Source organism: Tabrizicola sp. (genome assembly GCF_031377265.1).
Classification (GTDB): domain Bacteria; phylum Pseudomonadota; class Alphaproteobacteria; order Rhodobacterales; family Rhodobacteraceae; genus JAUYQR01.
Genome location: NZ_JANMET010000087.1, coordinates 1 through 15,336 on the forward strand (window position 1 = coordinate 1; position 15,336 = coordinate 15,336).

12 protein-coding genes are annotated in these 15,336 nt (G+C 61.5%); 2 read left to right on the top strand and 10 right to left on the bottom strand.

Features of this window, described 5'->3' with window-relative positions; all coding sequences use genetic code 11:
* The 5 genes from RMO18_RS05465 to RMO18_RS05485 all read right to left on the bottom strand — a co-directional run.
* A partial coding sequence (locus RMO18_RS05465; protein ID WP_309664417.1) for a translation initiation factor IF-2 N-terminal domain-containing protein occupies positions 1-1,493 on the bottom strand: 1,493 nt, incomplete at its 3' end.
* Between the two features lie 5 nt (positions 1,494-1,498).
* Complete coding sequence (locus RMO18_RS05470) at positions 1,499-2,134, bottom strand: RNA-binding protein (protein ID WP_309664419.1); 636 nt, start codon at positions 2,132-2,134, stop codon at positions 1,499-1,501.
* A 24-nt stretch (positions 2,135-2,158) separates the two neighbouring features.
* A complete protein-coding gene (gene nusA / locus RMO18_RS05475) occupies positions 2,159-3,766 on the bottom strand; it encodes a transcription termination factor NusA (RefSeq protein WP_309664420.1) in 1,608 nt (535 codons plus the stop codon).
* A 19-nt stretch (positions 3,767-3,785) separates the two neighbouring features.
* Positions 3,786-4,406: a ribosome maturation factor RimP gene (rimP, locus tag RMO18_RS05480; protein ID WP_309664422.1), complete on the bottom strand. Its 621-nt coding sequence runs from the start codon at positions 4,404-4,406 to the stop codon at positions 3,786-3,788.
* A 147-nt stretch (positions 4,407-4,553) separates the two neighbouring features.
* On the bottom strand, positions 4,554-5,180 hold the full coding sequence (locus RMO18_RS05485; RefSeq protein WP_309664424.1) for a class I SAM-dependent methyltransferase: 627 nt from the start codon (positions 5,178-5,180) through the stop codon (positions 4,554-4,556).
* A 261-nt stretch (positions 5,181-5,441) separates the two neighbouring features.
* Between RMO18_RS05485 and RMO18_RS05490 the strand changes: the two genes are divergently transcribed.
* A complete protein-coding gene (locus RMO18_RS05490) occupies positions 5,442-7,259 on the top strand; it encodes an autotransporter assembly complex family protein (RefSeq protein WP_309664426.1) in 1,818 nt (605 codons plus the stop codon).
* Complete coding sequence (locus RMO18_RS05495; protein ID WP_309664428.1) at positions 7,259-10,783, top strand: translocation/assembly module TamB domain-containing protein; 3,525 nt, start codon at positions 7,259-7,261, stop codon at positions 10,781-10,783. Before RMO18_RS05490 ends, RMO18_RS05495 begins: the two co-directional genes overlap by 1 nt.
* A gap of 87 nt (positions 10,784-10,870) precedes the next feature.
* Here RMO18_RS05495 and RMO18_RS05500 read toward each other — a convergent pair whose 3' ends face one another.
* The 5 genes from RMO18_RS05500 to RMO18_RS05520 all read right to left on the bottom strand — a co-directional run.
* Positions 10,871-11,083 (bottom strand): hypothetical protein, encoded by a 213-nt coding sequence (locus tag RMO18_RS05500; RefSeq protein ID WP_309664430.1) that lies wholly within the window; start codon positions 11,081-11,083, stop codon positions 10,871-10,873.
* Between the two features lie 144 nt (positions 11,084-11,227).
* Positions 11,228-11,902 carry a YjbF family lipoprotein gene (locus RMO18_RS05505; protein ID WP_309664432.1) on the bottom strand — a complete coding sequence of 225 codons (675 nt, stop codon included), beginning with the start codon at positions 11,900-11,902 and terminating at the stop codon, positions 11,228-11,230.
* 5 nt (positions 11,903-11,907) lie between these two features.
* Positions 11,908-14,022 (bottom strand): YjbH domain-containing protein, encoded by a 2,115-nt coding sequence (locus tag RMO18_RS05510; protein WP_309664434.1) that lies wholly within the window; start codon positions 14,020-14,022, stop codon positions 11,908-11,910.
* Between the two features lie 193 nt (positions 14,023-14,215).
* On the bottom strand, positions 14,216-14,662 hold the full coding sequence (locus RMO18_RS05515) for a MarR family transcriptional regulator (RefSeq protein WP_309664435.1): 447 nt from the start codon (positions 14,660-14,662) through the stop codon (positions 14,216-14,218).
* Positions 14,659-15,336 (bottom strand): carbon-nitrogen hydrolase family protein (locus RMO18_RS05520; protein ID WP_309664437.1); only part of this gene is annotated, 678 nt, incomplete at its 5' end. The genes RMO18_RS05520 and RMO18_RS05515, both read right to left, overlap by 4 nt.

The window sequence follows — 15,336 nt, forward strand, 5'->3', positions numbered from 1 at the left end:
TCCTGCACATCACCCGACATGGCTTCGACCACCACCTCGTGCTGCAACAGGCCGGTCCGCACCTTTTGCGGATCGGCGCCGTGCTTGTCGATCTTGTTGATCGCCACGATCATCGGCACTTTCGCCGCTTTCGCATGCGCAATCGCCTCAATCGTCTGCGGCATCACCGCATCGTCAGCCGCCACCACCAGCACCACAATATCGGTGACATTCGCACCGCGTGACCGCATCGACGTAAAGGCCGCGTGGCCCGGCGTGTCGAGGAAGCTGATCACAGCGCCGGTATCCGTCGTCACCTGATAGGCACCGATATGCTGGGTAATGCCACCGGCTTCGCCAGACACCACATTGGCGTGGCGAATGGCGTCCAGCAGACTTGTTTTTCCGTGGTCGACATGGCCCATGATCGTCACGATCGGCGGGCGCGCAATCAGGTCTTCGTCGCGGTCTTTCACCGTGTCGATCACCTGTTCCACGTCCGAATCCGAAACGCGCACGGCCTTGTGGCCGAATTCCTCGATCACCAGTTCGGCCGTGTCCGCATCGATGGCCTGATTCATCGTGACCATCATGCCCATCTTCATCAGGCTTTTGACCACATCGGCGGCGCGTTCCGCCATCCGGTTGGCCAGTTCGCTGACCACGATGGTTTCCGGCAACTGCACGTCGCGCACTTGCTTTTCGGCCTTCTGGCCCAGGCCCAGCGCCTTGGCGCGCGCCTTTTCCTGCTTGCGCTTCATCGCGGCAAGGCTGCGCTGACGCCCGCCTTCGCCGGCCAGCGCATCGTTCAGGGTCAGCTTGCCGGTACGGCGCGCGTCTTCACCTGCGGTGCGCTTGGCACCACGGTCACGCTCGGCATCACGCTCGCGTTCGGTCTTGCGTGGCGCAAGGCCGGGCTTGGACGATGGCGGCCCTCGCAGATCGGCGCTTGGTGCGGCGGGTGCCGCAGATTCGCTGGTCTTGGCGGCAGCGGCTGGCGGCGGCATGGTCGAACGCGACCGCGTGCCCAGCACGTCTACCTTGCGGGCATCCGCTACGGCCAGCTTTTCCGCGGCTTCTGCACGGGCGGCAATGGCTTCTTCTTCGATCTTGAGGCGCTTGGCCTCATCGCGGGCGCGATCTTCACGCTCCTTGGTCTCGATCTCTTCGCGGCGACGCGCGCGGTCTTCTTCGCGGATTTTGTCGTCAGCGGCACGGCGGACTGCGTCCTCCTGCTCGCGCGCCTTTGCGGCGCGCAACGCTGTCATCCGGCGCTCCATCTCGGCGTCAGAAATTCCGGCCGGGCGCTTTGATGGGTCACCGTATGAAGTGGTCGCGGCAGGCGTAGCCGCGCCCGGCGTTCCCGGCTTTGCCGAGGGAACCACGACGCGCTTGCGCTTCGTCTCAACCAGGACACTTTTGGTCCGGCCATGGCTGAAGCTTTGCTTCACCTGTCCGGAACGGGGGGCGCCACCACCAAGGCCAAGAGGTTTCTTGCCGTCTGTATCGCTCATGCGTCTTACGTATCCTTCATGGCGGTCTCGCCGCCGTCCTGCTCGCCGATCTGCTCCCGCAGACCTGCCAGCCTTGCCGCTTCCTCTACAACACGCGTTCTGAGTCCACCAGCGGCAAGCGCGGCGTGTATCGCACGTTCGCGGCCGAATGCCAAACCCAATTCCCCTGCGGTCAAAACGCCAATAAAGCCGCTCTTGCCTTCGGGTGGATGAAGCTTGGTCTTGCCGCGCTCCGACCCATCGCTGGCCTGCAAAAGCGTGACCGCCCTGCCCTTGACCAGCCAGTCCTTCACCTTCTCATAGCCCATCACGGCGCCACTTGCCTTGCGCGCCATGCTGATCAGATCGACCACCCGGCGCACCAGCAAATCTTCGACCAGATCGGCCATCCCCTCCGGCACCTTTACCGGTTGACGGGCGGCACGAGCGAACAGGCCCTTCTTTGCCGCCTTTTCAATCGCGGCGCGGTCCGCACTCACATAAAACCCGCGCCCCGGCAGGCGGCCAAGGATATCCGGCGTCACCACGCCTTCGGGGTCCAAGCAAAAGCGGATCAACCCCGCTTTCGGCTGGCTTTCCCCGGTCACAATACACTTGCGTTCCGGGTCGTCCTGGTCTTTTTCCCGGCCGCCGCGCGTCATGGCGCGTCTCTCCGAGGCCTGAAATCAGGCCTCGGCCTCCGCGTCTGCATCGTCTTCGACCTTCGTGGCCAGTTCGGCAGGGTCCACCCAGCCCAGCATCACCCGCGCCGTCATCACCAGATGCTGCGCTTCCTCCAGGCTCATCTCGAACTTCTCGAGGACGCCCTCGTCCTTCTTGCGCACGCCACCTTCCGTGGTCCAGCCGCCCGCCAATTCCCAGTCGGCACAGGTGGCAAAGTCTTCCAGCGTCTTGATCCCGTCCTGCCCCAGCGCCTCAAGCATCTGTGGCGTCAGGCCCTCGAACTCCACCAGACTGTCCTCGACACCCAGCGCGCGGGCGCTTTCCATCGCCTTGGTGTTGGCCGCCTCCAGGTAATCGCGCGCCCGGGCCTGCAACTCGCCCGCCGTGCCTTCATCGAACCCGTCAATCGACAAGAGCTCGTCCAGATCGACGTAGGCCACTTCCTCAAGGTTGGTGAACCCTTCGGACACCAGCAACTGCGCCATCATCTCGTCCACATCCAGCGTGTCCATGAACAGCTTGGTGCGTTCCGCGAACTCGGCCTGACGGCGCGAGGATTCTTCGCTCTCGGTCATGATGTCGATATCAAGGCCGGTCAGCTGGCTTGCCAGGCGCACGTTCTGGCCGCGCCGCCCGATGGCCAGCGACAGCTGCTCATCCGGCACCACAACCTCGATCTTGCCGCCTTCTTCGTCGATCACGACCTTGGACACTTCCGCCGGCTGCAGCGCGTTCACCAGGAACGTCGCCTGATCCTGATTCCACGGAATGATGTCGATCTTTTCGCCCTGCAATTCGTTCACCACGGCCTGCACCCGGCTGCCGCGCATACCGACGCAAGCACCCACCGGGTCGATCGAATTGTCATAGCTGATCACGGCAATCTTGGCGCGCGAACCCGGATCACGGGCCACGGCCTTGATCTCGATGATGCCGTCATAGATTTCCGGCACTTCCATCTTGAACAGTTCCGCCATGAACTGCGGGTCGGTCCGGCTGAGGAACACCTGCGGGCCGCGCGCTTCACGCCGCACGTCCTTGATGAAACAGCGCACCCGGTCGCCGATGCGATAGCTTTCGCGCCCGATCTTTTCGTTGCGGCGCAGGATGCCCTCGCCTCGGCCGATATCGACGATGACGTTGCCGTATTCCTCGCGCTTGACCGCGCCGTTGATGATGGTGCCCTTGCGGTCCTTGAATTCCTCGTACTGGCGATCCCGCTCCGCTTCGCGGACCTTCTGCAAGATCACCTGCTTGGCCGACTGCGCGGCGATCCGGCCAAGATCAACCGGCGGCACTTCGTCGATGATCTCGCTGCCAAGCTCCGCGTCAGCCTTCAGCAGCAGCGCCTGCTTCAACGTCACCTGTGCGTGGTGATTCTCTACCGCGTCATCCTCGACCACAGTCCGCACGCGGGTGAACGATGCCCGCCCGGTTTTGCGGTCGATCTTCACCCGGATATCCATTTCCGCGCCGTAACGCGATTTGGCGGCCCGAGCGAGGCTGTCTTCCATCGCCTCGATCACCAGTTCCGGGTCGATCATCTTTTCGCGCGCGACTGCCTCGGCGGTCTGCAAAAGCTCAAGCTGGTTGGCCGAAGTGATTGCCATTGGTCGTTGCTCCCGGTTCTTAGTGTTTTGTCACGGGGGTGGCGTTGTCCGCCTCATCCCCATCGATATCCGCATCCGTCACATCTTCGATCTCATCGAACTCGCCTTCGGCGGGCTCATGCACCTTCTTCTGGCGCAGCATCTCGGCGATCAGCTCTTCGGTCAGAATGAGCTTGGCGTCCGACAGCCAGTCGAACTTCAGCCCGATGGTGACCTCTTCGCCGCCTTCTTCAATCGTGATCAGAACCTCGTCGCCCTCGGCCCCGGCCAGCGTGCCCTTGAACCGGCGGCGGCCGTCGATCAGTTCCGTCGTCTCCATCCGGGCTTCCCAGCCTTTCCAGGCCTCGAAATCCTTCAACCGGGTCAGTGGACGGTCGATGCCGGGGGAAGACACTTCCAGAACATAGTTTTCCTCAACCGGGTCTTCGACGTCCAGCACGGCAGACACCGCAGTCGAGATCTCGCCGCACTCATCCACGCCGATGCCGCCATCAGGCCGATCGGCCATGATCTGCAGAATGCGCGTTCTGCCGCCCATCAGACGCACGCGCACCAGTTCGAACCCCATCCCTTCGATGACGGGTCCGATGATGTCCGCAAGGCGGCGGTCGATGGCAGTCTTGGCGATCAGGTCTGACATTCAGCTTCCAGAGGTGGTTTGAAAAACAAAAAACGGGCCAAGCGGCCCGCTGCAACTTTCGGTAGCTTCGAGTGTGGACCTCGAAACCGCTGTTGAGGTGGATATAGGCCGCGCAGGCTGAGTCTGCAAGTGCAGATGCGCGCGGGGTCAGAGCTTGCGAAACACCATGACCAGACCCCGGTCGTCCTTGTGCGGGTGGTCCGCATCCTCATAGATCGGGATATCGCGAAACGCGACCGGGGTGATCTTGCCCTGCGCCACCAGCAGCGCCAGCGCCGACCCAAAGCCAACACCATCCAGCACCGGCGCAATGGTGCCGCACACAAACACCGCACCGGGGCGGGTGATGCGCAACAGTTCGGGAAAACACTCCGGTCCCACATGGCCATGCGTGAACGTCCCGCAAGTCACGATGGCATCATAGCTGCCGTCCGCAATCGGCAGTGTCGCGGTCAGGTCGCCCAGAATCAGGCCGCGATACAGGTTCTTCTCATGCGCGATGGCCAACATTTCCGGCGTGATATCCAGCGCATCGACCGTCAGGTCCGCCAGATGCTCGGCCACCAGCCCGGTGCCCGCGCCAATGTCCAGAACCTCGCCCAGCGGGTCCGCTTCAGCCTTCAGAATGGTGGCGATTTCCCGTGGTGCGATGTAACCCCATGCGGTGCCAAAGCTTTCGTCATAGGTTTCAGCCCAATCGCCGTACATACGCCGCGCGTCCTCCGGGCCATTGATCTCGTAGGCTTGATCCAGATCGTATCCATCCAGTGACATCGGCTTCTCCTTCTTTGGGTCCGGGCAACCAGATCAGAAACGCGTGACAAGCAGATGAAGCGGCGGATGCGGGGCTCAGTCTGTTAAGATTCGGTAAAAGCGTTTTGCTAACTCATTGTTTTTATTTGACCCGATGTCTTGTCCACGCGTGGACAAACCGTCAGTCGTCCTTTTCTTGCCACAACACCCCTCCCCGCGTTGCCCTCTCCCCGACAAGCTGCGATAGTCCCAAAGTCACCCCGAAAGGAGGCCCGTTTACCCGTGACGGGACCACGATCACACCTCCGCTGGCTCGCCCCGCTCGCCCTCTCGGCGGCCCTTTTCGCGTTGCCTGCCGCAGCCCTCGACCGGCTGGATTTTCAGGTGGCGACGACCGACAAGGATCTTTCCAAAGCGGTCAGGTCTGCCTCCCTCCTCCTGTCCCAGCAGGCGCAGGGCCAAACCAACCCGCAAGATCTATTCGCCGCCGCCCGCGACGATTATGGCCGCATCCTGAACGCCCTCTATGCCAAGGGCCACTACTCCGCCGTCATCACCATCCGCATCGACGGGCGCGAGGCCGCCGACATTCCCAGCCTAGAAGCCCCCACCTCGATCAGCCAGATCGCAGTCAGCGTCGACCCCGGCCCGCTGTTCAGATTCTCGCAAACCAGCATCGCCCCGGTCAGTTCCGAAACCACCGTTTCACCTGCCTTTCAAAAAGGCCAACCCGCAGAAAGCGGCGTCATCGCCGACGCCGTGAGCACGTCGCTGCTGGCATGGCGGAACGCTGGGTTTGCCAAGGCCGCTGTCGCCTCCGAAGACATTGTGGCCGATCACGCCAACGCCACCCTGGCCGCAACGCTCCGCCTTAACCTCGGCCCAAGGCTTCGTTTCGGCCCCCTGGCCGTCGAAGGCGAGGCCCGGATGCGCGAGCGCCGGATCCGCAAGATCGCCGGCTTGCCAGAGGGTGAAGTCTTCAGCCAACAAGCCCTGGACCGCGCCGCCACGCGCCTTCGCCGGACCGGGATCTTCAGTTCTGTCACCCTGACCGAAGACGATCAGATCACCGCACCCGACCTTCTTGGCATCACTGCCAACGTTGTCGAACACAAGCCGCGCCGCTATTCGTTGGGCGCTGAAATCGCGAGCCTTGATGGGCTGGCGCTGTCCGGCTACTGGCTGCACCGCAACTTGATGGGCGGTGGAGAGCGGTTGAAGATCGAAGGGGAAATCACCAACATCGGAGCCAGCACAAACGGCGTCGATTACTCGCTGGGCATCACGCTGGATCGCCCCGCCACGCTGTCGCCAGATACAACCGCCGGCCTGACACTCGATCTATCTCACCTCGACGAAGTGGACTATTTCGCCGACACCGTGGAATTTGGCCTCGCCTTCACCCATTATTTCTCGGAAACGCTTACGGCACATGCGGGTCTGACCTACAAATATCAACGCGGCGAAGATCCCGGTGGGTCATTCGAATATCGCAACCTGTCGTTGCCAATTGGCGCAACCTGGGACCGCCGTGACGTTCCGGCGAATACCTCCCGCGGCTTTTATCTGGATGCAGAGGTGAAGCCCTTCCTTGGGTTCGGCACCACAGATTCTGGCGGCCGCTTCACCTTTGACGGGCGGGCTTATCGTAGCATCGGCGCGCCGGGGCGGCTTGTGCTGGCGGCACGGCTTCAGATGGGGGCGATTTTGGGGGCGGATATCCTTGATACGCCGCGCGACGAGTTGTTCTTTTCCGGCGGCGGCGGCACTGTGCGCGGGCAACCCTACCGCTCGCTTGGTGTGCCCATTACCAAAGCCTTCGGGCCCGAGTTCCTGATCGGCGGTGCGCATTTCCTTGGCGCTTCCTTTGAGGTCAGGGCCAAGGTGACGGACCGCATCGGTGTTGTCGGTTTCTTCGATGCCGGAAGCGTCGGTGCTGACGGGTTTTTCAGCGATTTCGGTGGCTGGCATTCCGGCGCAGGGCTTGGCCTGCGCTATGACACCGGCTTTGGCCCCATCCGGTTGGATATTGCCGCGCCTGTGGGGGGTGATACCGGAGACGGGGTTCAGATCTACGTCGGTCTGGGGCAGTCGTTCTGATGTGCCGCGCCCTTGCACTCATCTGGCTCCTGGCGGCGCCCGCACATGCCCAACAGGATGATCGCAGCTATCTTACCGCGTTTCTGGAAGACAATCTCTCGGGTGCCGGGCGCGTCGTGACCATCACCGGTTTTAGTGGCGCTCTGTCATCGCAAGCCGCGATCAAACAGATGACAATCGCAGATGATGAAGGCGTCTGGATTACCTTGAACGGCCTGGTTCTGGATTGGAGCCGATCATCGCTGTTGTCTGGCGAAGTCATCGTCAATGAACTGTCAGCCGAAGAAATCATCATCGCCCGCGCGCCGAACCCCGGCGACAGCGCTTTGCCAAGCCCCGAAGCGGCAGGGTTCAGTCTGCCTGAGCTTCCAGTGTCGGTTGAGATCGGAAAGGTTTCGGCGGACCGGATCGTGCTGGAACCCGCTTTGCTGGGGCAATCCGTTGAAGGCAGCCTTGAGGCTTCGCTGTCGCTGGTGGCGGGCGAAGGCATGGCGTCCTTTGCGCTGCTGCGCGATGATGACGGGCCGGATGGGCAAATCACGCTGGAAGCAAGCTATTCCAATACCGGGCGGATGCTGGCGCTTTCGTTGATCGCGAAGGAAGGCGAAGGCGGGCTGGCTGCAACGCTGCTGGGTCTTCCGGGTGCACCTTCAGCGGAGTTTTCGGTGCTGGGAAGCGGACCACTGGAGGATTTCGGCGCGGATGTCCTGCTGGCCACCGATGGTGAACAGCGGCTGGCGGGGCGCATCACCATAGCCTCCGACGCCGCTGCGGGCTATCGGTTCAAGGCGGCCCTTTCAGGTAACATGGCGCCACTGTTCGCGCCCGACTACGCGGCGTTCTTTGGGCCGGATGTATCGATGATCGCAGACGGGTTGCGATCATCCACCGGGCGGCTGACGCTGAACGAGTTTTCAGTTCTGACCCGGTCGCTGAAGGTGTCGGGGGCGGCTACGCTTGCGGCGGATGGTCTTCCCGAAGAACTGTCGCTGACCGGAAGGCTCGCGTCGCCCGATGGTGCGCCGGTACTACTGCCACTTTCCGGCGATGCCACGCGGGTGCGTGGAGCCGAGATCGCCCTGTCCTACACGCAGGAAAATGAGGCTGGCTGGAAAGGATCGTTCCAGCTTGAAGGCTTGGACCGGCCGGATTTTGCGGCAGACCGGCTTGATCTGTCGGGCTTCGGGCAGATTGGGCGCTCGGACGCTGGCCGCAGTTTCGATGGAACCGCCACGTTCACGGCCAGCGGTCTGCGCCCGACTGACCCGGCCATTGCTGCGGCACTGGGGCAGGCCATAAGCGGCGGCGTCGATGCGAAATGGAGGCAAGGAGAGGGGGCGCTAACGCTGCAGAATCTGCAGATGTTTGGCGAAGATTACGAGGCGCGGGCCAATCTTGAGGTCGAAGGGTTAGACAAGGCGTTGCTGACGACGGGGCGCGTCGAACTGATTGCGCAGGACTTTGGGCGCTTTTCGGCGTTGGTGGGGCGGCCTCTTGGGGGGTCCGGGACGGCGGTGATCGATGGCTTTGCCAGCCGGCTTTCGGGGGCGTTTGACGCGACGGCCCGCTTTGCAGGCACGCGATTGAAAGTGGGCATCGCCGAAGTTGACCGGCTGCTTGACGGCCCGTCCAGCCTAGACGCGTCGATCAAACGAGACGAGACAGGAACCACTTTGCGCAGCCTGTCGGCAAAGGCCCGCACCTTAGAGCTTACTGCGGCGGGCGTGGTATCGTCGCAGGCGTTGGACCTGACCGGGCGCTTGACGATTGGTGACCTTGGCGACCTTGGCCCCGGCTATCGGGGGGCGGTTTCGCTGGATGTGGGCTTTACCGGGACGCCAGAAGACGGGCGTATTGGCGTTGCCGGAACCGGAAGCGCGCTTGCGTTTGGTCGGCCCGATCTGGACAGGGTTCTGGCGGGGCAAAGCGTACTTGCAGCAGTGATCGCCCTGAAAGACGGTGAGCTGCAGGTAGAAGATGCGCGGCTGACAAACCCACAAGTCAGCGTGACTGCAACGGGGCGGATCGCGGGCGCTTTGCGCCAGATTGATCTGCAGGCGCGGCTGAACAACCTTGGGATCCTGCTGCCAGAATTTCCGGGGGCGCTGACGGTTTCGGGCCGGGCGACGCAAGATGACAAAGGCTATCTGCTGGATTTGCGTGGTACTGGGCCGGGCGCGGTGAATGCAAAGGTTTCCGGTCGGATCGATGGGTTGTTCAAGTCAGCAAGCCTAGATCTTTCCGGCACGGCGCAGGCGGGTCTGAGCAACGTCTTTCTTGAACCGAGGTCGATTTCGGGGCCGGTCCGGTTTGATCTGAAGTTGAACGGGCCCTTGCGGCTTTCCTCGTTGGCGGGACGGGTTTCCCTTGGGGGGGGGAGGTTGACCGACCCGAGGCTCGGCCTTGCGTTCGAGCGGATCGAAGCCATCGTTGATCTTTCGGCCGGGAAGGCACGCGTTTCCGCGACGGCGCAGGCATCGACCGGCGGCAAGGTACGGATCGACGGGCCGGTTGGCCTTTCCGCGCCGTATTCAGGTGATCTGGCAATTGCCGTCGATCGCATCAGGCTTGTTGATCCCGAGCTTTACCAGACGGTTGCCGATGGCAGCTTGCGCATCGAAGGGCCGCTGACCGGCGGCGCGTTGATTGCGGGCAGGATCAACCTCTCAGAAACGGAGATCCGGGTTCCATCCAGCGGATTTGCCGGCGCCGGTGGCTTGCCGGACCTGCGCCATGTGAATGAACCGCAAGAAGTTCTGGCAACGCGACGCAAGGCCGGGTTGCTTGGCACTGGATCCGGGCGGCCTGGCGGAGGAGACGGATCGGGGCGTTTCCGTCTGAATGTGGAGATTGTGGCGCCGAACCGGGTATTCGTCCGCGGGCGCGGCATCGACGCTGAACTTGGCGGGGCGTTAACCCTTTCAGGCGACACCGCAGCCATCGTGCCATCGGGCGGGTTGAACCTGATAAGGGGGCGGCTGGATATCCTGGGGAAGCGTCTGGTTCTGACAGCGGCCGACCTGACGCTTGAAGGCGATTTCGTGCCCGACATCCTGGTACAAGCCAGTACTGAAAGCGACGGGATAACCAGTTTCGTGACCATCGAGGGACCTGCCGATGACCCTAGGGTTTCTTTCACGTCGGTTCCAGAACTGCCGCAGGAAGAAATCTTGTCGCGCCTGTTGTTCGGACGTGGTCTGGACACGATTTCCGCTTTGCAGGCAGCACAATTGGCAAACGCAGTAGCGGTTCTGGCAGGACGTGCCGGTGAAGGCGTGATTGGCAGGCTGCGGCAAAGCTTTGGTCTTGATGATCTGGATCTTACGACAGCCGAAGATGGCGCAACCTCAATTAGGGCCGGAAAGTACATCGCGGAAAATCTCTATACCGAGATCGAAGTGGACCAGGAAGGCAAGAGCCGTATCAACCTGAACCTTGACGTCAGGCCGGGCGTTACGCTCAAGGGTCGGGTCGCTGCAGACGGGGAAACCGGCATCGGCATCTTTGTCGAGCGGGACTATTAATGAAGAGCCCCCTGCTTACAGGGCAGGGTGCGCTCTCTTATCAGGGGCTAAACTGCAACGTCTAACGCCCCAAGCTTTTGAAGCTGATCAGGGTTTTTGCGGTACCTCTTCATCATCGCCGCCACACAGTGCAACGCAGAGGATGATCGGTATCAGCAGCAACGGCAGGATGCCAATGCTGGAAGCAGGCTTCTCGGCGATAACTTCAGGCTGGCCCTCTTCGACGATGACCGGGCCGCCAGCAAAGACGGCTGAGGTCGACAAGGCTACGGCGAGCACGGGGGCAAGGAACTTGTTCATTTGTAGTCTCCACATCAAACATGAGAGTTTTTGATATTGCATTTGATGTATATTTCAAAGCCCGCATATACAAAATCTATGCGAAAATCGCCAATGCTACACTGTCTGATGTGTCACGCCCTCGCGTATGGCTCAACAGTTTGATTAATCAACAACTTTCTCGAAGTCGATGTATCCCGTGCCTGGGCTGGTCCACTGGCGCGACTTTCGCACCAATGCACCCTCAAGCCAGAAGTCATTCGTGATCTTGCCCTGCGCACGCACGCATTCTTCTTTGACATGCGTTGTCTTGTGACTGCGCGAGAACACCTCGATCGTTTCGGTACCAACGACCGTCAAGGTGCAATCATAGTCACGCCGTTCGCTTTTGTCCTCTGCCCCCAGAAAGAAGTAGGCTCGCTGGTTGGTGGCACCGTTCTGCGACAACTGGGCCAAGGTCGGGGCGCTTGCCGACATCAGGTCCGGGCCTAGGCCGCGCGTCTGGATCAAGACCCCGTTGCGCAACGAGAAGGTGGTTCCGTCGGTGGTGGACCATGTCACCACGTCACCTTTGGTGTCGGTGATCGTCACCAAGGCATCTGCCGCGCGCGCCGGGATGATGACGCGCAGAATCGGAATGCCGTACTTCTCGATCTCGGCGCGAGGTATTTGGCCGGTGCTGGCAGGCTGCGCCGCCACTGCCCGCTTTCCAGACACGCGTGACAGGGTGGCCTTTGCAAACCCGCCGACAGCTTTGGCCAGGGGTGAAGGCTCGCCCCTGTCGTTGCCACAGGCCGACATCAACGCCACGGCAGCGATGCACGCCAGCAGTCGAGTCATTGACCTCACCGCCAGACCCTTCCCCATTCGGGATCAAGGGCGTCGGTATGGTAATCGCGGATCGAATCGTAGAGCCTGTCGTCCACATCGACACGCGCCCCGCCATCACCGGTTGAAGGACGCAGGGTTGTTCCAAACGCGCGCTTGCCCTGTTCGCCAAGTGCCCAGTTCAACGGAATCGAGAACCGCACACCCTTGTCGAAACCGCCGCTGCCAAATTCGGTCGAGGTGGCGTCGGTTACCGTTGCAAACGCGCCAACCCGCCAACCGTTGACGAATACCCGGTCCAGCGACACCGTGGCGCCGACATCGCCGGCAAGATACTTGCCGACATCCAGCTCTCCGACAAAACCGTTGCCAAAGTCATAGTAGGCCGCCACATGGCCAGTGACGACATCATAGTCATACTCGCCAAAGCCAAGGCCGCCATCGGTGTCGCGCTGTTTGGTGTAGTTAACCTCGACCCCAAGCGCGAGGCGGCTGTCGACCGGTTTCCAAAGCAATTCACCGGAAACGCCAGCATGCATCCGCTCCAGGTAACCAAAGGTGACGCGAGAGTAGAAGTCTTTCGCAGGGCGGGCAAACCAAGCCAAGGTCAGCCGTTCCAGCGCGGGATCACCGAACTTGCTGTACCGCGAGCCATCGGTGCGAACCGGCTGCAACAGCGAAGTTGAGGGGTTGCCGGACCGGTCGATGTTTCCCGCCAAACGCTTGTAGATCGTTCCCGAGAAGACCAGCCCAGGGCGAATGTCGTAGGCCGCGTTGAGCCGCAAACCAACATCGCCCTTCAGCGGTTCGCTGATGCGGAAGGCAGGCTTCAGGCTCCAGCGGAATTTCGGGTACAGATCCTCGCCGCCGATGGCATAGGCCGGAACCGGGCCTGCATCACTGATTGCAATCTTGTCACGCAGCAGCGACGCGTTGTCGGCCGCATACTCCAGCTCTTCCAGATCCCGGCGCCGGATGGTGATTTTGGATGCACCGATGCCGTTGACCACTGGAACAATCTCGAACACTTCTACCGACGCTGGCATCACATAGGTCAATGCCCGCGCCGTGCGGCCAATCGCTTGCGACCCGGCATCGACGCGGTTGTTGCGAATGCGGATCTGAACGGTGTTCGCGTTATAGGCGATATCTTCGATGATGATCCCGTCAACCGCCAACCGCTTGGCAAGATTTTCGCGCAAGATCGGGCCCGCATCGGCTTGCGTCACCCAACCACCGTCATAGGCATCAGGATCGGCGCTGCGAGCGGGGCGAAGATTGAGTGGCACCGGCGCGGCACCCATGACCCCGCCCGTTGCCCGGCTTTTGGGATCCAGCACCAGATGAAAGACCAGACCGATCTCGGTGCCGTAGAGCGAATATGCGCCGTAGCGGACATTTGGCCCCTTCTGATACTCGATCCCAAAGTTGAACGGGCTGTCGCGGTCGATGATCCCGCGCGTGTCATCCTCGAGCGTATAGGCGTCTGACGAATACTCTGCCTTAAAGGTCCAGCGGTCATTTATCTTGTACTCGATGCCGCCAAACGGCGCTGCATCCCCGCGAAACCACTGATCGACATTCGGCTTACCCCGGTCATCGGATGCAAGGGGCGGACGCTCGCCAAACGGTTGGCCAAGGCCGCCGTAACTGCCCAGCCGCCCCCATCCCAGACCGGCCGTAACCTTCAGGCGATCCGAAAAGGTCTTTGTGGCCGCGATGTACTCGGATGAGAACAAGCCCTTGCCGGTGAAATCCTGCAGGCCGATGGTCAGCGATGGCGCATAGCGACCTTCGCTCAACACCTGATAGCGCAGGTCAAAACTGCGGTCGTCATTCTTGGTGTTATCGGCTGGAAACAGCGTGTTCCAATCCCGCCATGTCTGAAACCGGAAAGCGCCAGACAAACGCGGCGTGATCTGAAAGCTGATGGTGGCGCGGGTGACTGGGCCGATCACAGAAGTGCTGAATGAAAACGTCGCGTCCTCTTGGGCGTCGCCCGAGGGCATGTCGATCAAGCCCGTCGCACCGTTGATGTTCAGCGATTTGGTCATCTCGGCCTGCGCCGTCCCGGTCGCAAAGGCCAAACCGAATGCAAGCGTGGCAATCAAGAGACGGAGCGAAAAATCCATGGCGTCCACGATCAGGAATGTCCGTCTAGTCTATGCGAAAGCTTTGGCGTTTGGGCAAGACCTATCGTTTGTTTCCAGACCGGAACCGCAACATCTATGGCCAAAGTACCCAGCTCGCATCGCCGTCGCTTCGAGGCTTTTGCCCCCAATCCAGCAAGGCTACGGCAAAAATCCGAACGGTTTCAGCGGTCTATCAAACGTCGTCTTCCAGCCGCAGCCGAAGCTCGCGAAGCACGGGCAAAAGCGACCGGACACGCTCTGCGCCCAAGGCCTGAACCACGTCGCCGATCAGCGGAACGACACTGGCCACGGCAGAATCACGCGCGGCGCGGCCAGAGGGGCTGATGCCGACGAATTTCTGGCGCGCATCCTCCCAATCAGGACGAATGTGCACGTGCCCCGCCCAGACAAGTTTGGCTAGGGTATTGGTCATCGCGCCCCGGGTAACGTGAAAGGACCGAGCCAGTTGTGCCGGTGTCCGCTCCTCGCCAACGCGCGCCAAGTGATTGAGGACGGAAAAATGCGACAGTTGCATCCCCTTTGGCAGCACCTTGGAAATCCGGTTGCGGGCAAGTTGATCTGCCATGAACAGCTCGCCAAACAGGGCAACCGCGATGTCATCGGTCTTCTCGTTGGTCATGGGCCGTCAAAGCTCCGGTCATGTGCAAGCGAGGGGATGCGGCGTCGCGCTTCGGCCACCTGGGCAAGGTCGATGTCAACCAGCGTCACGCCAAGTTCGGTGCCGGCGTCAGCTATAATCTCGCCCCAAGGCGCCACTGCAAGCGAATGCCCATGCGTCCGGCGGCCCTTGCCCATCGATTCAGCGTGAAAACCGGTCTGCGCCGGGGCCAGCACATAGCAGCCAGTTTCGATCGCCCGGGCACGCAGCAGCACCTCCCAATGCGCGGCGCCCGTGATGTGGTTGAACGCAGCCGGAACCGTCAGGATCTGCGCACCGGCCTGTGCAAGGCGGCGATACAGCGCGGGAAAGCGCAGGTCATAGCAGACCGTCATCCCGATCTTTCCGAACGGAGTGTCTGTGACAACCGCGCGGCCCCCCGGGCGGTAACCTTCGCTTTCGCGGTAAACCTCGGTCGGTGAGACATTGACGTCGAACATGTGGATCTTGTCATAACGCGCGACGATTCCGCCATCCGGGTCGATCAGAAAGGACCGGTTGGCAAAGCGACCATCCGCGTCATCCGTCAAAAGCCCAAGCGAGCCGATCAGCAGCCAGATGCCCGCCTCACGCGCCTCATCGCGCAGGGCGGAAAGGGTTTCGTCCCGGTCTTCGGTCCGGAACACCGCCCTTTG

Coding starts and splice junctions, on each gene's coding strand:
- RMO18_RS05470 (WP_309664419.1), bottom strand. CDS start 2,134: ATGACGCGCGGCGGCCGGGAAAAAGACCAGGACGACCCGGAACGCAAG.
- nusA (WP_309664420.1), bottom strand. CDS start 3,766: ATGGCAATCACTTCGGCCAACCAGCTTGAGCTTTTGCAGACCGCCGAG.
- rimP (WP_309664422.1), bottom strand. CDS start 4,406: ATGTCAGACCTGATCGCCAAGACTGCCATCGACCGCCGCCTTGCGGAC.
- RMO18_RS05485 (WP_309664424.1), bottom strand. CDS start 5,180: ATGTCACTGGATGGATACGATCTGGATCAAGCCTACGAGATCAATGGC.
- RMO18_RS05495 (WP_309664428.1), top strand. CDS start 7,259: ATGTGCCGCGCCCTTGCACTCATCTGGCTCCTGGCGGCGCCCGCACAT.
- RMO18_RS05500 (WP_309664430.1), bottom strand. CDS start 11,083: ATGAACAAGTTCCTTGCCCCCGTGCTCGCCGTAGCCTTGTCGACCTCA.
- RMO18_RS05505 (WP_309664432.1), bottom strand. CDS start 11,902: ATGACTCGACTGCTGGCGTGCATCGCTGCCGTGGCGTTGATGTCGGCC.
- RMO18_RS05510 (WP_309664434.1), bottom strand. CDS start 14,022: ATGGATTTTTCGCTCCGTCTCTTGATTGCCACGCTTGCATTCGGTTTG.
- RMO18_RS05515 (WP_309664435.1), bottom strand. CDS start 14,662: ATGACCAACGAGAAGACCGATGACATCGCGGTTGCCCTGTTTGGCGAG.